The organism is Antribacter sp. NEAU-D49, from assembly GCF_057158775.1.
This window is the reverse complement of the sequence record NZ_JBXTSN010000005.1, coordinates 1-16221: the sequence shown is the minus strand read 5'-3', so window position 1 is coordinate 16221 and position 16221 is coordinate 1. Positions and strand designations below refer to the sequence as shown.

Here is a 16221-nt window from a genome sequence, read left to right as displayed (position 1 = left end):
CCGTCAGGGCACCAGGATCACCTTGCCGCCCGCACGCCCGGAGTCCACCAGCCGGTGGGCCTCGGGAGCCTCCTCGAACGGGAGGACCTTCGTCACGGGGACGGTGACCGCTCCGCTGCCGACGAGGTCGATCAGCTCGGCAAGGTCCTCCGCGGACGGCGACGCCTGCTCGGAGAACTCGACGCCGAGCTCGAACGCCGCGTTGTCGGCAAGGGTGAGGATCCGGTCGGTGCCTCCGCGCAGCTCGATGCTCTCGGGCAGCGCACCGCGCCCGGCAGCGTCCAGGACGGCGTCCACCCCCTGCGGGGCCGCCGCACGCACGCGCTCCACGAGCCGTTCGCCGTACTCGACGGCGGTGGCCCCGTACTTCTCGACCCGGTCGAGGCGCTCCGCGGAGGCGGTGCCGATCACCGTGACGCTCGCGGCGACGGCGAGCTGGACGGCGATGCCGCCCACGGCGCCGCTCGCCCCGTGCACCAGCAGGGTCTCGCCCGGCTGAATGCCCAGGGCGCGCAGCCCGCGTCGCGCGGCCTCGCCGACCGACGGCAGGCCCGCGGCCTGGGTCACGTCGAACCCGTCCGGTACCACCGTCCAGTGGCTGAGGACGGCGAGCTCGGCGTAGCCGCCGCCGCTCCAGCCGACCACCCGCGTGCCGGGCTCCACGTCGGCACCCTCCCCGGCGGCGACGACGGCCCCGGCCGCCTCGAGCCCCAGGACCTTCGGCAGCGGGGTGCGGAAGAACGGCTCCATCCGGCCGGAGCGGATCTTCCCGTCGAACGGGTTGACGCCCGCTGCCTCCACCCGGACCAGGACCTGCCCGGGACCGGGCTCCGGGTCGGGGACCTCGGCGACGTGCAGGACCTCGGGTCCGCCGAACTGCTCGATGACGATGGCGCGCATGGACGTGTCCTCTCAGAAAGGCACTTGCTGTTCGAGACAGGTAACTGCGGCTGACCCGTCGGCATTCCCGCTCGCACACGCGGACGAACGTGCCGGTCGTACGCTGAGAGCATGACACTTGACCCGAGCAGCGATCTCCCCAGGGCGCAGCACGCCGGCCCGGTGAGCCTCGCAGTCTTCCGGCTCGCGCGCGCCCACAAGGCGTTCGCGGCCGACCTCCTGCGCATGGTGGGACTCCACCCGGGTCAGGAGCTGCTCCTCATGTACCTGTGGGAGAACGGGCCGCAGCGGCAGACAGACCTCGCCCGCCTCGTCGACACGGACTCCGCATCGATGACGAGGACGGTGCAGCGGCTGGAACGCTCGGGCTTCGTGCGCCGGATCCCGTGCCCGGGCGACCGCCGCGTCACCCTCGTCGAGCCCACCCCCGCGAGCCTCGCCCTCCGGCCCCGCGTCGAGGAGCTGTGGGCCCGTCTCGAGGACGCGACAGCCGGCGGCCTGGGCCTCGCGGAGCGCCGGTCGACCGTGGAGCTGCTCGCCCGGCTCGAACGGAACGTCGCCGAGGCGGCCTGCGCGTGGGGTGACGCGGTGCACCCGGGTGACACGCCGGCGTCGGGCACCCCGGGCGGGCACCGTCCTGCGAGTGGCGGCGGCGTTTCCTAGCGTCGGGAGGGAACCCGCCCCGGCCCCCGGGGCGCTCACCACCGGAGGTCGACCATGAACACGACAGAGATCCTCGAGGCCTATCCCACCGAGGTCGAGACCGACGTGGCGCTCATCGCCGACGCGATCGACGCACTCCAGCAGTGCGCGCTCGCCTGTACGGCCTGTGCCGACGCCTGCCTGGCCGAGGACATGATCGGCGACCTCCGCCTCTGCATCCGCACCGACCTCGACTGCGCCGACAGCTGTGCCGCGCTCGCCCGCATCCTCACCCGCAGGCTCGGCTACCCGGGCGCGGTGATCCGGGCGCACCTGCAGGCCTGCATCATCGCCTGCAGCACCTGCGGTGACGAGTGCGCCCAGCATGCCGACATGCACGAGCACTGCCGCCTCTGCGCCGAGGCGTGCCGGGCCTGCGAGGCCGCGTGCCGGGCACTGCTGTCGGCCGCGGAGACCTCCGAGAAGGCCATGCCGGCCTGACCGTCGTCGCCGTCGTCCCGTCGCGCCGGCCGCACCGGAGGGTCAGCCCTCAGCCCACCTGCAGGACCGCCTCGACCGCACCGTCGGACCCCGGGGTGAGCGTGAAGCCTGCCGCCGTCAGCAGCCCCACGGCGGGGGTGTTGTCCGCCGTGGTGCGCGCGAGCAGCCGCTCCGCCTCCATCACGCGCGCCGACACGGCGGCGCGCACCAGCACCTGCGCCGCCACCCCCCGACCGCGGAACCTGCGCCCCAGCCAGAGCCCCACCTCCCGGGCCGCCGGGTCGCCGTCGACCTGCGCGAGCCGGGCCGATCCCGCGACCTCGCCGCCCGCCAGCACCCCGAACGTGACCTCCGTGGTGGTGGTGTCCCGGGTGAGCTGCCGGGCCCGGTGGTAGGCGCGGAAGGCATCGCGGCGCTCCTCCGTCCAGCCCGGATCACCGGCCAGCGGTGGCATGACCTCGCCCGGCTCGGCCTCGGTCTCGGCGAGAGCGAGGAGCTGGACGAGGACGTGGTCGTCCACCGGCACCAGGTCGACGGTGAGCTGGGTCGTCATGGCGCCGCATCGTAACGGTGCCGGGCGACGCTCAAGGTGCCGACGACGACGCGCTGTCGAGGAGCGCGGCGACCGGCCCCACGAGGATCAGGTAGAAGATCGCCAGGAACGCCGTGTGCAGCAGGCAGAACGCCGCCGCGGTGAGGCGGTTGCGGCGCTCGCGAAAGTGCGAGAAGAGCTTGCTCGCGAACGACCGCGGGTGCAGCAGGTCCCAGCTGTTGAAGCGCACGTAGCGGCCCAGGTAGATGCCCAGGGTTACGAGCAGCAGGGTGGCCAGCGCGAGGAGCCACGAGTCCACGTGGTCCAGGGGCGCGTCGTCGTTCGGCCGCACCACCAGGACGTACCCCACCTGCACCACGAGCACGTTGACCAGTGTGTTCACCACGCCGGACAGGGCGAGGGTCAGCACGGCGACGATGTCGTACCAGAGGGGCACGGGGTCGTCCTCGCGCCGGTGCGAGAAGTTCAGCTCGGTGATGAGGTAGCCGGCGTTGGGCAGCAGCAGCACCCAGACCAGGCCGCCCACGACGAGGACGGCGAACAGCAGGAGCGGGCTGGGCGCGAGCGTCACCACCCCGTAGGCGGCGACCGCGGTCACGAGCACGACCACAGCGGGCGCGACCGAGAGCCCGATGTTGAGCAGCATGGGCCGGTACACAGGCACGCGGAACATCGCGGCACGCAGCAGCACGAGCATGAGCGCGTACGCGTTGAGCAGGACCACGCCCAGTGGCAGGAGGAGGGTCATCGCGCCCCATGCTGCCCGGGCGGCCGACGTGGCGCGCGGCGAGCATCGTCCGAAAGTCGGACGCCGGCGGCGTCCCGGGGGGAACCATCGTCCGAAAGGTGGACTCGCGCCGCGGGGTCGCCCTGCGACGATGCCTTACATGGATCTTGCCTCGGCCGACCTGGGGACCGCCGCGCTGCTCGGGCCCCTCGTCCTCCTCGCCCTCGTGGACTCCACGAGCTTCGGCACCTTGCTCATCCCGGTGTGGCTGCTCATGGCGCCGGGGCGCCCACGGGCGGGCCGGATGCTGGTCTACCTGGGTACGGTCGCCGTCTTCTACCTGGCGGTGGGGATCGCCGTGATGTTCGGGGCGGGGTTCGTCCTCGACCGGTTCGGTGACGCGCTCGAGAGCCAGGCCGCGTACGTGGTCCAGCTGGTCCTCGGCGTGGGTCTCTTCGTGCTGAGCTTCCGGTTCGACCGCAAGCGGTCCGAGGCGCGGCGGGCGCGCCAGCAGGCGGCGGGCGAGCAGGGCCGCCTCTCCCGCTGGCGCGAGCGGGCGCTCGGGGCCGACGGCGGCCCTGCCTCCAGCTCCGCGCTCCCGCTCATGGGGCTGGCCCTGGGCGCCGTGTCGCTCGAGGTGGCGACGATGCTGCCGTACCTCGCGGCGATCGGGATCCTGGCGACGTCGGGCCTGACGCCGGGGGTGTCGGTGGCCGTCCTGGCGGGCTACTGCGTGGTGATGGTGCTGCCCGCGCTCCTGCTGCTGGTGGGGCGGCTGGCGGCGGCCCGCGCGGTGGACCCGCTGCTCCGCCGGCTCGACGGGTGGCTGACGAAGAACGCGGAGGAGATGACCGGCTGGGTGCTGGCCATCCTGGGCGTGCTGCTCACGCTCGACGCGGCGGGGAACCTCGGCCTGACGGACGTGATGGTCCGGCTCTGACCGCTCGGTCGGCTGTCATGAGCGACAGTGTGGCAGCGCTGCTAGCGTCGGGACGGAAGACGCCGGGGCAGGGGAGCCGACGATCCGTCCCGGGAAGTGCTGTGACATCCGGGGGGGTCTGCGCGTCTGTGCTACATGACCATGACGCACCTTCACTTTGCGCCCGTCCGTCACGACGCCGGCGCACGGTCCGCACACTGTGCAAACGCATGAACGGCCGCCGAGTTCACGGTACATTTCGGGCTGATCCACTGGATGTAGGGCGATCCTCCGTGCAGACGCGGGGGGAAGAGCGAGGTGAGCCGATGTTGTCGGACGAACAGCTGGTCCCGGCCCGGGTGCGCACCGCGCCGCCCGCGCTCGTGGCGCTGGACATCGACGGCACGCTCTTCGACCGCGACATGCGGCTCCCCATCGTGACCGTCGACGCCGTCGACCGGGTGCGCGCCGCCGGGCACCATGTCGTCCTGGCGTCCGGACGGTCCCTCGTCGGGATCCTCCCGGTCGCTGCGGGGCTCGGGATCCTGGACGGGTGGGTCGTCGCCTCGAACGGTGCCGTCACCGCACGTCTGAGCAGCACGCGCCCCGGAGGTTACGCGCTCCAGGACGTCCGGACGTTCGACGTCGGCCCGGTGGTCAAGCTCGCGCAGACCGTGCTGCCGCGCGTGCAGGTGGCGGTCGAGGTGATCGGCTGGGGCTACCGCGTCTCCTCGCTCTTCGGGGACGACGAGGTCAACGGCGAGCAGCGCGTCGTGCCCGCCGACGAGCTGGGCGACGTCCCGGTGTCCCGCGCCATCCTGCGGGGAGCAGGGGTGCTCTCCCTGCTGGAGCCGCTGCGGGCCCTCGGCGTCACCGCCACGCCGGCCGGCCCCGACTGGATCGACGTCACGGCAGTGCGGCTGAGCAAGGCGACGGCACTGGAGAACGTGCGTCGTGCGCTGGGCGTGGACGCGGCGCGCACCGTCGCCGTGGGCGACGGCGTCAACGACCTCGAGATGATCACCTGGTCCGCGCGCGGCGTCGCGATGGGCCACGCACCGGGCGTCGTCAAGGAGGCCGCCGACGAGGTCACCGGGACCATCACCGAGCACGGCGTGGTGGCGGTGCTGAACTCGCTCCTCTGACCTGCCCGTCCGCTGTGGGTACACGAATGGTCGCCTCTCACGCCCGAGAGGCGACCATTCGCGTACCCACAGCGGGAGGGCGGGTCAGCGGGTGCGCAGCACCTCGGCGACGAACCGGGCGGACCGCTCACGCAGCCCGGCGATCCGCCGCTCGACCATCAGCTCGCGGACCGACGGGTCGTTGCCCGCCTCGGAGTACGTCGGGGGCCGGCGGACGTTCCGTGAGCACAGGAAGTCGGTGCAGATCAGCGTGCCGACGGTGTTGCCGTTCTTGCCGGAGGCGCCGCCACGGCGGGCGACGTACAGGCTGACGTCGTCGGTCACGACCACGTCCTCGCACCAGGCGCACACGCCCTTGCGGCGGGCACGGCCCGCCTTCTCGTCGCCGGCGCGCAGCAGCACGCCGACGGGCTCGTCGTCGATCTCCAGCACCACGTACGCCGACAGCGGTGCCTTGCGGTCGCGCCAGCCCAGGTACTCGAGGCGGTCCCACGGGACGGTCTCGAGGTCGGGCAGGGTCGCCTGGGCGGCTTCACGCTTGGACGCGTTCACGAAGGACGCGCGGATCTGCTTCTCGGTCAGGGGGTTCATCAGGGTTCTCGGCTTCCGGTGGGTTCGGAGGCCGCCGCTCGACGCCGGGCACGGTGCGGCAGGCACGGTGCACGACGACGCCACGGTCACCCGAGCGGTCGGGGCACCGGAGCGAGGCGGCGGCAGGGCAGGGGACGTGCAGGCATGCCCGAGCAAGCCGAGACGGCCACCCCGCATCCTGCGATGCCCTGCATCCGCGTGCTCCTCGTCGCTCTGTGTGGGCCGGCCCGCTGCGTTCCGCGCGGTCACCGGCCCTTCGATGCTACGCCCGCTGGGCCCCCGGGTCAGCGTGATTCTGGGCACGGTGGTTGCCTCGGGCGTCGTCAGATCGACGTGACCTCGGCCTCGAGCGAGGCGATCGCCTCGGTGGCTTCCAGGTCGCCCACGAGCACCCGGAGGGTCAGGCCGTCCGCGAGGGCCAGGAGGCGACGAGCCTGCTGGTGAGCCTCGTCGGCGCCGGCCGGGCGTGCGGCGAGGACGAGGCGGGCGCACTCGTCCTCCGCGCCTCGCCGGGCCTCGGCCAGGAGTCGCCGGATCTCGGGGTGGCTGATCGCCTTGGCGACGTAGGAGTACCAGACGCTCACGCCGATCCGTCCCGCCTCGTCGTGGGGCACCTGCTGCGTGACGACGCGCAGCAGCCGGTCGCGCGGGGGCGCGCCCTCCGTCTCGAGGTGGCCGGCGTAGGCGCCGTTGATGAGTGCCTCGCAGCCGGCGATCACCAGGGTCTCCTTGGTGCCGAAGTAGTGCTGGATCCGCCCGGCGGACACCCCGGCCGCGGCGGCCACATGGCGCAGGCTGACGCCCTCGATGCCGTGCCCGGCGATCACGGACCAGAGGGCATGGACGATCTCGGTGCGGCGCTCTTGGTGGTCGACGACTCGGGGCATGCGGACACTGTAGCAATACGATCGCATCGCATCTGTTACGATGCGATCGTATTGTCAAACGCCCTCACTGTGGGAGTCCTCATGAGCAAGCGCACTGCGACCGGCACCAAGCGCCGGCGCTGGCCGACAGTCCTGCTGGCCGCCGCCGCGCTGGCCTCGACCTGCGCGGCGGTGCTCCTGGCGTCGGGCGGCCCCGGCGTCGGGCACTTCCGCACCCTCGAAGGCCGCGAGGCCTACGAAACTGCCTATGCCGATGCGCTCGCCCGCCTGCCCGTGCCCACAGAGGTGCACGACGTCGAGACGAGCTTCGGTACCGTTCGCGCCTACGCCTGGGTCCGCGAGGGCAGGCCGGGCTCGGCCCCGGTGGTCCTGCTGCCCGGCCGGTCCGCTGCTGTGCCGATGTGGGCCGACAACCTGACGCACTATGCCGAGGACCGGACGGTGTACGCGTTCGACACCCTGGGTGACACCGGGCTGTCGGTGCAGACCGTCCCGATGCGCGACATCGCCGACTCGGCGCGCTGGGTCGAGGAGACCATGGCCGGGCTGGGCATCGACAGGGCGCACCTCGTGGGCCACTCCCAGGGCGGAGGTCTCGCGGCCTCCGTCGCAGTCCATCACCCCGAGCGGCTGGCGAGCCTCACGCTCGTCGAGCCGATCCTCACCCTCGGGATGCTGCCGCTGTCTGCCGTCCTCGCCTCGATCCCCGCTTCTCTGCCGTGGGTGCCGGAGTCCTGGCGCACGGCGGCGCTGAACAGCATCGGAGGGGTCGAGCCCGCAGAGGTCGACCCGGACGACCCGCTGGCCCGGATGATCGCCGTCGGGTCGCGCCAGTTCAGCTCGTCGTCGCTGCCCAACCCGGTGCAGCTCGACGACTCCCAGCTCCAGGGCCTGGGGATGCCGGTGTACGTGGCGATCGCCGAGCGCTCGCTCGCGGGTGGCGACGGCGCGGCGGAGCGGGCCGGTCTCATCCCTGGCGCCGAGGTCCGGGTCTGGCCCGGCACCACCCACTCGCTCCCGATGCAGGTCGCACCGGAGCTGGATGCGGAGCTGGACGCCTTCTGGTCGAGGAGCGAGCGGCCGGCCGGCTGACCGGAGTCAGTCTGGGCCGGGTGCCACCAAGGACTCGTCGTGGCCGGCACGGCGGAGCGACTCCGCCACGAGCCCGCCCGCACGGCACTCCTCGACGACCCGGCTCAGCCAGGCGAGGGCAGGCCCCGACCGGTCCCTGCTGACGCCGACCGCCTGCCGGATCTGCATGAACGCCTCGTCGAGGACCCGCCGGTCGTCGCGGCCCACCGCGTAGGCCTCGACGGGCTGCCGGATACCGGCGCCGACGTCGAGGCACTGCTCGTCGAACACCGTGACGCCCTCCGCGCCGCGTACCACCTCGGCGTGCTCCAGCGTGCGGCTCAGGTGCAGGTCGTACGCCGAACCGGTCTTGACGCCGACGCGCACGCCCGGGCGGTCGACGTCGGCCACCGAGCGGATCGGGGAGCCCGCCGGGACGACGTACGCCCCCTCGATGACGACGTACGGCGCAGTGAAGGCGACGTCGGCCTCCCGGGCCGGGTCGACGGCCAGGAAGCCGAGGTCGGCACGACCGTCGACCAACGCCTGGAGGGACTTCCGGGCGGCGTCGAAGCACAGCAGCTCCGCGGGCACCCCGAGCCTGCGGGCCACCTCGCGCGCCAGGTCGACGGTGACGCCGGCCGGATCCTCCGGCGTGCCGTGCGCCAGCACGGCGTTGCCGAGGTTGATGGAGGCGCGCAGAGGGCCGGCCGGGGCGAGCGCGGCACGGAGGTCGGCGAGGTCCATCCGAGGATGCTCTCGCGCCGCGCCGCGTGGGCGCCACCCCCGCCGTGCGCTTTCGCGCCGCGGTGGGAGGCTGAGGTGATCGGCACGCCTCACGAAGGAGCGGACAGCGATGGTCACCATTGGGCGCGGGTTCTCCAGCTTCTCTGTGGACAACCTCGACGCGGCGCGCGCGTTCTACACCGACACCCTCGGCCTGGTCACGACCGTCCCGGACGACGTCGGCGGCCTCGAGCTGCACCTGCCCGGAGGCGGTGAGGTGTTCGTCTACCCGAAGGACGACCACACCCCGGCGACGTTCACGGTGATGCACCTGGTCGTGGACGACCTCGACGCCGCGGTCGACGAGCTCGTCCGGAAGGGCGTGACCTTCGAGCGGTACGAGGGCTTCCGCCAGGACGAGAAGGGCGTCGCCCGCGGGGTCATGGGACGCGGGGGCGACGGGGCCTGGCTCCAGGACCCGGCGGGGAACATCATCGGCCTGCTGAGCGGCCAGAGCTAGACGAGCCGGTCTCCATCCTGCGAATTACGCCGGAATGCGCCACTGTGTACGGAGTCGCCGTCTGCGCGGCCCGACGGAGGTGCGTGTGTCTGCCAAGTCCTTCTCACCCGGCGCTGCACGGCGTGCCCAGCACAGCGGAGCCGTCCGCGCCCTCGCCCGAGGAGGCTACGTCGCCTCCGGGATGCTGCACCTGCTGATCGCCTGGCTCGCCGCTCAGCTTGCGCTCGGCCGTCCGGCCGACCAGGCCGACGGCGCAGGCGCGTTCCGTACGCTCGCTCAGCTACCCGGTGGTGAGGCGCTGCTCTGGGCGGTCGCCGTCGGATTCGCGGCGCTCGCGGTGTGGCAGCTCGCCACGGCTGTCCTGGGCGTGCCGAGCGCGGAGAACCAGGCGGGCGCGCGGGCGAAGAGCGCGGCCAAGGGCGTGCTCTACGGAGTCCTGGCCGCCATGAGCGTCCGGTACGCGTCCGGCGCAGAGGGCGGGGGCGGCAGCGAGGAGAGCATGACGGCCGGGGTCCTGAGCGTCCCGGGTGGCACCTGGCTCGTCGGTGCGGTCGGCCTGGTGATCGTCGCTGTCGGCGGCTACCACGTGGTCAAGGGAGCGCGGAAGAAGTTCCTGGACGACCTTGCAGGGGGGAGCGGTGGTTCCGTCGGGCCCGTGGTGGTGCGGCTCGGTCAGGCCGGGTACATCGCCAAGGGGATCGCGCTCGGCGTCGTCGGCGGACTGGTCGTGGCCGCCGCGGTGACCGCGGACGCCACGCGCGCGGGCGGGCTCGACGAGGCGCTGCGCACGATCCGGGACCAGCCGTTCGGCATGGCGCTGCTCCTGGTCACGGGTCTGGGCATCGCCGCCTTCGGTGCGTACTCCTTCGCGCGCGCCCGTTTTGCGCGACTCTGAGGTGGCCTGCTCGGATGGTCTGCGGAGAATGCCGCCGGCCCGGCCGTCGAACGCTTGGGGGTGGCTCGACGGCCAGGCCGACGGGTGCTGCTCAGTGCGTCAGGAGCTCGTGCACGTGAGGGCCGGTGCGGGCGCCGTGCCGCTGCCGACCAGGCCGAAGGTCGCGGTGCCGCCGGCCGCGAGACGGCCGTTCCAGTCCACGCTCCGGACGACGAAGAGGTCACCCTGGGTCGTCAGCGTGCCGTTCCAGACCTGGTCCACGCGCTCGCCCGACGAGCGCCAGGCCACGCTCCACGACGTCGACGGGGAGCCGGCCCTGACCGTGACCTCACCCTGGAAGCCGCCGGGCCACGAGTTCACGGTGCGGTAGGTCGCCGTGCAGGCCCCGGCGGGGGGCGGGGTCACCGTGGGCGTGGGGGTCGGGGTGGGGGTCGGGGTCGGGGTCGGGGTGGGAGTCGGCGTGGGCGTGGGGGTCGGCGTGGGGGTCGGCGTCGTCGACGTCAACGACGAGAAGAACCGCCAGACCTCGCCGGGCACCCACGACTGCGACTGGCCGCGGTCCTTGGCGTCCCACTGGTGGCCGCTGTCGGACGCGATCCACACGACCGGGTAGCCGTCGCGGCACGTGTAGTCGGTGCGCGTGTGGGTGCCGCTGCCCGCGGCGGGCTCGGGTGCCTGCTTGGCCTGGCACCCGTTCGTCTGCAGGAAGCGGTCCCGCAGCGCGCGGCCCTGGGAGATGTTGAGGACGTCGTCGACCACACCGTGGGAGCCGAGGTACGCGATGGGCTGCGTGCCGCCGGCGCAGCCGGACAGCTGGGCCCCGTTGAGGATCGCGACCGCGCGGAAGACGTCGGCGCGCGCGCAGGCCAGGGCGTTGCTCATGCCGCCGCCGTAGCTGAAGCCGGTCGCGAACCGCTGGGTCGTGTCGATGCAGAGGGCGGACTCGACGGTGCGCAGCACGTTGTCCACGAAGGTGACGTCCTGGCCGTTGGTGTTGGGCCACGCGTTGTCGATGCCCTGGGGGGCCACGAACACTGTGCTCTGGCCCGCCAGCGGCTTGAGGCCGTAGAAGCCCTGGTTGACGACGTCGGCGGACGTGCCGTGCCACCAGTGCAGCCCCACGACGAGACGGTAAGGCCGGTTCGGGTCGTACCCCGACGGCACGTCGAGGCGGAACGTGCGGGACTGGCCGCCGCTCGTGATGGTGTGGGTGCCGGTCGCGAGCCCGGCGGGCCGGCCGCAGCCGGCGGTCGCGGCGGTCGTGACCGGGGCGGTGTCCAGCAGTGCGGACGCAGGTACGGTCAGCCCGCCCAGGGCGAGCAGGGCGGCCGCCGTCGCCAGCAGGACCCGGCGGCCTCGGGATGGTCTGGGGTGTCGCATGGTGTCGCTCCCTCCAGCAGGTCCCCGGCCGCTCTGCCGGGGACGGTGTCTGCGGGCCGACGCCCGCCAGTCGGGCGAATGTAACGATAAACCTATGGCGATCTGTAGGCCGTTAAACGTTTCACGACGGCTGCGTCCGGCGTTTCCCGGGCGGGGCGGGACTCGGGATGCTCGCGGGCCGTCCGGGGTCTAGCGTGCGCTCACACGGCTACCTGCCGTCATCCCCCATGGAGGCACTGTGCGCAAGTCACTTCTGGCGGCCATCGCGCTCGCCGGCCTGGTCATCGCGTCGGCGTCACCCGCCGCCGCGATCACCGGCAACTACGTCGAGGACCACGAGCACCCGTACGTCGGCCTGGTCACCACCTTCGACGCCGAGGGTGAGTTCCTGGGTCGCTGCTCCGGTTCCCTGCTCACCCCCACCGTGTTCCTCACGGCCGGTCACTGCACGGACGGCGTCGCGACGGCGGTCGTCTACTTCCAGCAGGACGCAGGCGTCAACTACGACCCCGAGACGGGCCTCGACCCGGTCACCGGCTACCCCGAGGTCTGTGCGGGCGACACCCTCGGCGACGTCTGTGCGACGTCCGACGAGGCCTACAACTGGGGCTTCGACGAGTTCGCCGGCTTCCCCGACACGAAGGACCTCGGGCTGGTGATCCTCGACCAGCCGATCCTGCTCGAGGAGTACGGCTCGCTCGCGGCCGTGGGCTCCCTGGACGGCCTCGCTACGCAGCAAGGCGTGCAGGACGTCGTGTTCACGGCCAGCGGCTACGGCCTCTCGTACAGCAGCCCCGTCGAGGTCGAGTCGTTCCGCGAGCGGCTGATGGCGTCTGCCCGTCTGACGAACCTGACGAGCAACAACACCGGCGGGTTCAACCTCCAGACCACCGGGAATGGCAAGGACAAGGGCGGCACCTGCTCGGGCGACTCCGGCGGTCCGGTCTTCTACGGTGGCCACACGTCGAACACGGTCGTGGCCGTGACGTCGTTCGGCCTCAACTCCTACTGCCGCGGTACCGACTTCAGCTACCGCGTCGACACCCAGGCGGCGCACGACTGGATCCGGTCCGTCATCGGCGAGGACGAGTTCGCCCAGATCGACGTCGTCGCGATCTGACCCGCTCAAGCCTCTCCCTCGGGACCCGTCGTTCCCGAGGGAGGGGCCGAGCCGTCGTCGGGCCGCGTTCTCAGACGGTCTCCGGCCGCTTCTTCCGGGCGAACCGCGCCGGGAGGTCGGGCCCGTCCCAGACCTGGATCGCGTGCCAGATCGACGCGGCGATCGGTACGGCGAGCACGGCGCCGGTGATGCCGACGAGCACGGTGCCCGCGGTCAGGGCGAACAGGATGACGAGCGGATGCAGGCGCAGGGTGCGGCCCATGACGATGGGCTGGAGGAAGTCGCCCTCGAGCTGGTTCACGACGACGACGATTGCGACGACGATCAGCGCCTCGACCGGCCCGACGGCGACGAGCGTGACCAGGGCGGCGAGGATGCCGGCCAGGGTCGCGCCGACCAGCGGGATGAAGGCGAGCAGGAAGACGAGCACCGACAGCGGGATGACGAGCGGCACGCCCACGATCGCGAGGCCGATCCCGATGCCGACGGCGTCGACGATCGCGATGATCGCCGTCCCCCGCACGTAGCCGCCGAGCGTGCGGATGGTCGCTGCTCCGACGCGCTGCCCCCGCTCGTACCGGTGACCCTCGAACGGGCGCAGCAGGAACTCCCACATCGCCGGGCCGTCCTTGAGGAAGAAGAACAGGACGACGATCATGATGAAGAAGCCCGCCAGGAAGTCCGCGGTCTGCGAGACGCCCGCGATGGCGCCCGAGCCCACCGCGTCGGACTGCAGCAGGTTCATGGCGGACTCCCGCACCGAGGCGATCTGCTCGTCCGTGATGTCGAACGGCAGCTGCTGGAGGTAGGCCTGAAGGGAGTCGAATCCCTGGAGGGCCTGGTCCCGCAGCTCGTCCCACTGGTCCACCACGGCTCGTACGACGAGCCACACGATCGCCGACAGCAGGGCGACCAGCGCCAGGAGCGCGATCCACGTAGCGAGCATCGACGGCAGGCCGCGGCGGCGGAGGAGCGCCACCAGGGGGGAGATCGCCGCGGCGAGCACGAGCGCGATGAGGACCGGGATCACGACGAGGGTCAGGCGCGTGCCGACGAAGCCGAAGACGGCGATGACCGCGACCACCGCGAGGATCTGCAGCGACCGCGTCCCGACGCGGCCGAAGCCGTCCGACCACAGCCCGGTGGTTCGGTGGCCCGCTGACGCCTCGGGATCCGCGTTTGGCTCCTCGAAGCGGCTGGTCTCGGCGCTCGGGCCGGCAGGGCGGTTCTCACGGCGGCCGAAGAGGCCCATCGTCTGTCCTCCTTGTGCTCGGTCCGGCGAGCACCGGACGTGCCGACGCTATTGCGGCCCGCCGCCGGTCGCGCGGCGGTGCGACGCCGAGACAGAGCGATGCCGGGGGCAGGACCGTCTCACGACCTGGTCCTACCCCCGGCAGGGGTGTGCTGCTTCTCGTGCGTGGGCGCTCAGGCCGTGCGGCGTCGGCGGGCGAGCAGGAGGAGGCCCGTGCCGGCGAGCAGAGCGGTCGCGGCGATCACAGCCACCGTGGTCGCGGTGGAGGGCCCGGTCGCGGGCAGCATCTCGGGGCGGTCGGCCGCTGTGGTCGGCGTGGCGACCCGCCCGGGCAGCGGAGCGGCAGCGGGTGCGGCGGCCGGGGCGGCCGACGCCGTGGCAGTGGGTGCGGCCGACGCCGTGGGCGTCGCCGTGGGCGCGGCCTGCGCGTCGAGCGCGCGTGCTGCGAACTGGCCGTTCACGATGAACTCGCGAAGCTCGGCGGGCGTGCCCGCAAGCGCGGCCTGCGCCGCGGCGTCGAGTGCCGGACCGCTGTTGTTCGCGTCACCGGTCAGCATCGACGCCGCTGCCAGGCGGTCGTCGGCACACTGGGCCTGGGCGAAGCCGGACGAGAGGAACTCCGCCAGTACGGTGGGTCGCTGCTGGCGAGGGCGGCGAACCAGCCCAGGTCCCGTGCCAGCACACGGGACTTGGGATTCGTAGCCCGAACTGACTCCAGCGCCTCCCTCACCAGCAACTTCAGCCGGCTCTTCTGCGCGATTCCGTTCCAGGCCGGCATCTCCCCGCGGGAGTTGAGGAATCCCCGAGCGAAGCGCCCGTACGTCTCGATCGTGATCTGGCTTGCGGCCGTCGGGCTGATGTGCCGGAGGTAGGCAACCAGGGTGTTGTTGTACGTCACGAGCAGGACGGGCCCGTGATTCGCGGTGGACGGCGCCGCCAGGTGGACGGCTCGGTGCATCGCCATCGTGGTCTTGCCGGTCCCGGCAGTGCCGAGTACTACGTTGTGCTCGTCCGAACTCAGGTACACCACGTCCCGTTGCCGGCCGACCGGCTGCGGAAGTGCCAACTCGCACCCCTCTTCTTCCATGTTCTTGGGCCATGAAACCGGCTGCGTTGGGTGGCTCCGTGGCGCGCTCATCGTTCCACGGGCACGCGACGACAATCGACGCACGGTGAGTGTCGCTGTAGCGATTCACCCGTTCCTGGCGCCGTCGTCTCTATCTGCGATACCAAATTGGACCGAGGAGTCGGCTGATTTGGTCAGGAGCGAGGGCCGCGGCCGCCCTCATCCTTGATCACCAAGATCGGGTGAGCGTTGGATTCCCAGTATGCCAGCCAGTTCGACAGCACGGCTGGGTCGCTCACCCGTCCGCCGACGGCGATCTCACCGAAGCCGGAGTTCGTTTCAACCTTGCTCCACCCGCCGAGCGTCGCGACGAATCCGTTGACGAGGTCGCTCCACGTGGGATCTCGGTAGATGAAATCAGCCTCGTCCTTGGAAGGGATCGGCACCCCGGTCATTGCACAGCGGACAGGACCGGCGGCGAAGGCGGCGTCGCGCTTAGCCACCCGCCTGTCGTTGACCGCCAAGCGCAGAGCGTCCTTGAAGTTCGTCCGAAGTCCCGGCTTCTTGATCGCAGTCTGATAGCTCCAGTCAACGACCGTGCCATCGATGCGACGGATCCAGATGCCCCGGGCGTTCGCGGAGACGAAGCCGTAGTCCCCCGCATCGGTCTTGTTGACGAAGAACCTCGAGATTCCAACACCGGTCTTTTCAGCCGCGTCTGGGTGGCGGTCAGACAACTCGCGCAGCATCGTGTCGTGCGTTGGGTCCGAGACGTCCTCACCTACGTCGTAGGTGTACAGAATGCCCTTGAAGTACTCCAGGGCCGCGCTCTGGGTTGGGAAACTCATGCTGGGCAGGTTGACCTGCTTGGCCATGTTGTGCTCCTTGTTACGTTGCTCGGGCGTGTCGTGGGGGTTGTGAGAAGCAGGTTGCGTGATTGCTAGCTCCGTCGTCGAGGCTTGCTCGGTCTTCCGATGGGTGACCCGTAGCCGACGACGTGCCACCATCCGCAGTACGGGCAACGGAGCGCCTGCGCACCCTTGGCGACCCGGGCCGCGATGCCGGCCGCTTCGGACCACGACTGGAAGGCAGGCCTAGGGCCTGTCCTGTGAATGGCCTGGTCACTGGTTCTGTAATGTCCGGGTTGTGGGTGTTGGTCGGGGTGAGTTGACGGATGCGGCGTGGGCGCGGATCGAGCCGCTGCTGCCGGTCTCGTCCGGGGGCGTGGCGGGCAGTGGCGTGATCACCGGCAGGTGATCAACGGGATTTTGTGGCGGCTGCGGGCCGGGACGCCGTGGCGGGACGTGCCTGCGAAGTACGGGCCGT

20 protein-coding genes are annotated in these 16221 nt (G+C 71.7%); 9 read left to right on the top strand and 11 right to left on the bottom strand.

Annotated elements, in window-relative coordinates:
• Positions 1–3: 3 nt before the first annotated feature.
• The gene (locus AC060K_RS05900; RefSeq protein ID WP_483764497.1) at positions 4–900 is read right to left on the bottom strand and encodes an NADP-dependent oxidoreductase; all 897 of its coding nucleotides are present in this window, start codon (positions 898–900) and stop codon (positions 4–6) included.
• 111 nt (positions 901–1011) lie between these two features.
• Between AC060K_RS05900 and AC060K_RS05895 the strand changes: the two genes are divergently transcribed.
• A complete protein-coding gene (locus tag AC060K_RS05895; RefSeq protein ID WP_483764496.1) occupies positions 1012–1563 on the top strand; it encodes a MarR family winged helix-turn-helix transcriptional regulator in 552 nt (183 codons plus the stop codon).
• A 54-nt stretch (positions 1564–1617) separates the two neighbouring features.
• The gene (locus AC060K_RS05890) at positions 1618–2043 is read left to right on the top strand and encodes a four-helix bundle copper-binding protein (RefSeq protein ID WP_483764495.1); all 426 of its coding nucleotides are present in this window, start codon (positions 1618–1620) and stop codon (positions 2041–2043) included.
• 49 nt (positions 2044–2092) lie between these two features.
• Here AC060K_RS05890 and AC060K_RS05885 read toward each other — a convergent pair whose 3' ends face one another.
• Both AC060K_RS05885 and AC060K_RS05880 read right to left on the bottom strand, forming a co-directional pair.
• On the bottom strand, positions 2093–2596 hold the full coding sequence (locus AC060K_RS05885; protein WP_483764494.1) for a GNAT family N-acetyltransferase: 504 nt from the start codon (positions 2594–2596) through the stop codon (positions 2093–2095).
• 31 nt (positions 2597–2627) lie between these two features.
• A complete protein-coding gene (locus AC060K_RS05880; protein ID WP_483764493.1) occupies positions 2628–3344 on the bottom strand; it encodes a DUF1361 domain-containing protein in 717 nt (238 codons plus the stop codon).
• Positions 3345–3483: 139 nt separating this feature from the next.
• Here AC060K_RS05880 and AC060K_RS05875 point away from each other — a divergent pair, with 139 nt between their 5' ends.
• On the top strand, positions 3484–4263 hold the full coding sequence (locus AC060K_RS05875; RefSeq protein WP_483764492.1) for a GAP family protein: 780 nt from the start codon (positions 3484–3486) through the stop codon (positions 4261–4263).
• Between the two features lie 305 nt (positions 4264–4568).
• Positions 4569–5387, top strand: coding sequence for an HAD family hydrolase (locus AC060K_RS05870; RefSeq protein WP_483764491.1), 819 nt, complete (start codon positions 4569–4571; stop codon positions 5385–5387).
• Positions 5388–5471: 84 nt separating this feature from the next.
• Here the strand turns inward: AC060K_RS05870 and AC060K_RS05865 are convergent, their stop codons facing one another.
• Positions 5472–5978 carry an FBP domain-containing protein gene (locus AC060K_RS05865; protein WP_483764490.1) on the bottom strand — a complete coding sequence of 169 codons (507 nt, stop codon included), beginning with the start codon at positions 5976–5978 and terminating at the stop codon, positions 5472–5474.
• A gap of 323 nt (positions 5979–6301) precedes the next feature.
• Positions 6302–6865, bottom strand: coding sequence for a TetR/AcrR family transcriptional regulator (locus AC060K_RS05860; protein ID WP_483764489.1), 564 nt, complete (start codon positions 6863–6865; stop codon positions 6302–6304).
• A gap of 81 nt (positions 6866–6946) precedes the next feature.
• Between AC060K_RS05860 and AC060K_RS05855 the strand changes: the two genes are divergently transcribed.
• The gene (locus tag AC060K_RS05855) at positions 6947–7957 is read left to right on the top strand and encodes an alpha/beta fold hydrolase (protein ID WP_483764488.1); all 1011 of its coding nucleotides are present in this window, start codon (positions 6947–6949) and stop codon (positions 7955–7957) included.
• Positions 7958–7963: 6 nt separating this feature from the next.
• Here the strand turns inward: AC060K_RS05855 and AC060K_RS05850 are convergent, their stop codons facing one another.
• The gene (locus AC060K_RS05850; protein WP_483764487.1) at positions 7964–8683 is read right to left on the bottom strand and encodes a transporter substrate-binding domain-containing protein; all 720 of its coding nucleotides are present in this window, start codon (positions 8681–8683) and stop codon (positions 7964–7966) included.
• Positions 8684–8792: 109 nt separating this feature from the next.
• Between AC060K_RS05850 and AC060K_RS05845 the strand changes: the two genes are divergently transcribed.
• Together AC060K_RS05845 and AC060K_RS05840 are read left to right on the top strand one after the other, a co-directional pair.
• Complete coding sequence (locus AC060K_RS05845) at positions 8793–9182, top strand: VOC family protein (RefSeq protein WP_483764486.1); 390 nt, start codon at positions 8793–8795, stop codon at positions 9180–9182.
• 85 nt (positions 9183–9267) lie between these two features.
• On the top strand, positions 9268–10077 hold the full coding sequence (locus tag AC060K_RS05840) for a DUF1206 domain-containing protein (RefSeq protein WP_483764485.1): 810 nt from the start codon (positions 9268–9270) through the stop codon (positions 10075–10077).
• A 99-nt stretch (positions 10078–10176) separates the two neighbouring features.
• On the opposite strand, the gene AC060K_RS05835 is transcribed toward AC060K_RS05840, so the two are convergent.
• The gene (locus AC060K_RS05835; protein ID WP_483764484.1) at positions 10177–11457 is read right to left on the bottom strand and encodes a CE1 family esterase; all 1281 of its coding nucleotides are present in this window, start codon (positions 11455–11457) and stop codon (positions 10177–10179) included.
• Between the two features lie 238 nt (positions 11458–11695).
• On the opposite strand from AC060K_RS05835, the gene AC060K_RS05830 reads away from it, so the two are divergent.
• A complete protein-coding gene (locus AC060K_RS05830) occupies positions 11696–12577 on the top strand; it encodes a trypsin-like serine protease (RefSeq protein ID WP_483764483.1) in 882 nt (293 codons plus the stop codon).
• A gap of 70 nt (positions 12578–12647) precedes the next feature.
• Here AC060K_RS05830 and AC060K_RS05825 read toward each other — a convergent pair whose 3' ends face one another.
• The 4 genes from AC060K_RS05825 to AC060K_RS05810 form a co-directional block, all read right to left on the bottom strand.
• Complete coding sequence (locus AC060K_RS05825; protein WP_483764482.1) at positions 12648–13829, bottom strand: AI-2E family transporter; 1182 nt, start codon at positions 13827–13829, stop codon at positions 12648–12650.
• Positions 13830–14002: 173 nt separating this feature from the next.
• Positions 14003–14386 carry an LPXTG cell wall anchor domain-containing protein gene (locus tag AC060K_RS05820; protein WP_483764481.1) on the bottom strand — a complete coding sequence of 128 codons (384 nt, stop codon included), beginning with the start codon at positions 14384–14386 and terminating at the stop codon, positions 14003–14005.
• Positions 14380–14895 carry a UvrD-helicase domain-containing protein gene (locus AC060K_RS05815; RefSeq protein ID WP_483764480.1) on the bottom strand — a complete coding sequence of 172 codons (516 nt, stop codon included), beginning with the start codon at positions 14893–14895 and terminating at the stop codon, positions 14380–14382. Before AC060K_RS05815 ends, AC060K_RS05820 begins: the two co-directional genes overlap by 7 nt.
• A 194-nt stretch (positions 14896–15089) precedes the next feature.
• Positions 15090–15770, bottom strand: a complete 681-nt coding sequence (locus tag AC060K_RS05810; protein WP_483764479.1) for a DCL family protein — start codon at positions 15768–15770, stop codon at positions 15090–15092.
• 306 nt (positions 15771–16076) lie between these two features.
• Here AC060K_RS05810 and AC060K_RS05805 point away from each other — a divergent pair.
• The coding region (locus tag AC060K_RS05805; protein WP_483764652.1) for a transposase at positions 16077–16221 on the top strand (145 nt) is incomplete at its 3' end.

Coding starts and splice junctions, on each gene's coding strand:
- AC060K_RS05900 (WP_483764497.1), bottom strand. CDS start 900: ATGCGCGCCATCGTCATCGAGCAGTTCGGCGGACCCGAGGTCCTGCAC.
- AC060K_RS05895 (WP_483764496.1), top strand. CDS start 1,012: ATGACACTTGACCCGAGCAGCGATCTCCCCAGGGCGCAGCACGCCGGC.
- AC060K_RS05890 (WP_483764495.1), top strand. CDS start 1,618: ATGAACACGACAGAGATCCTCGAGGCCTATCCCACCGAGGTCGAGACC.
- AC060K_RS05885 (WP_483764494.1), bottom strand. CDS start 2,596: ATGACGACCCAGCTCACCGTCGACCTGGTGCCGGTGGACGACCACGTC.
- AC060K_RS05880 (WP_483764493.1), bottom strand. CDS start 3,344: ATGACCCTCCTCCTGCCACTGGGCGTGGTCCTGCTCAACGCGTACGCG.
- AC060K_RS05875 (WP_483764492.1), top strand. CDS start 3,484: ATGGATCTTGCCTCGGCCGACCTGGGGACCGCCGCGCTGCTCGGGCCC.
- AC060K_RS05870 (WP_483764491.1), top strand. CDS start 4,569: ATGTTGTCGGACGAACAGCTGGTCCCGGCCCGGGTGCGCACCGCGCCG.
- AC060K_RS05865 (WP_483764490.1), bottom strand. CDS start 5,978: ATGAACCCCCTGACCGAGAAGCAGATCCGCGCGTCCTTCGTGAACGCG.
- AC060K_RS05860 (WP_483764489.1), bottom strand. CDS start 6,865: ATGCCCCGAGTCGTCGACCACCAAGAGCGCCGCACCGAGATCGTCCAT.
- AC060K_RS05855 (WP_483764488.1), top strand. CDS start 6,947: ATGAGCAAGCGCACTGCGACCGGCACCAAGCGCCGGCGCTGGCCGACA.
- AC060K_RS05850 (WP_483764487.1), bottom strand. CDS start 8,683: ATGGACCTCGCCGACCTCCGTGCCGCGCTCGCCCCGGCCGGCCCTCTG.
- AC060K_RS05845 (WP_483764486.1), top strand. CDS start 8,793: ATGGTCACCATTGGGCGCGGGTTCTCCAGCTTCTCTGTGGACAACCTC.
- AC060K_RS05835 (WP_483764484.1), bottom strand. CDS start 11,457: ATGCGACACCCCAGACCATCCCGAGGCCGCCGGGTCCTGCTGGCGACG.
- AC060K_RS05825 (WP_483764482.1), bottom strand. CDS start 13,829: ATGGGCCTCTTCGGCCGCCGTGAGAACCGCCCTGCCGGCCCGAGCGCC.
- AC060K_RS05820 (WP_483764481.1), bottom strand. CDS start 14,386: ATGCTGACCGGTGACGCGAACAACAGCGGTCCGGCACTCGACGCCGCG.
- AC060K_RS05810 (WP_483764479.1), bottom strand. CDS start 15,770: ATGGCCAAGCAGGTCAACCTGCCCAGCATGAGTTTCCCAACCCAGAGC.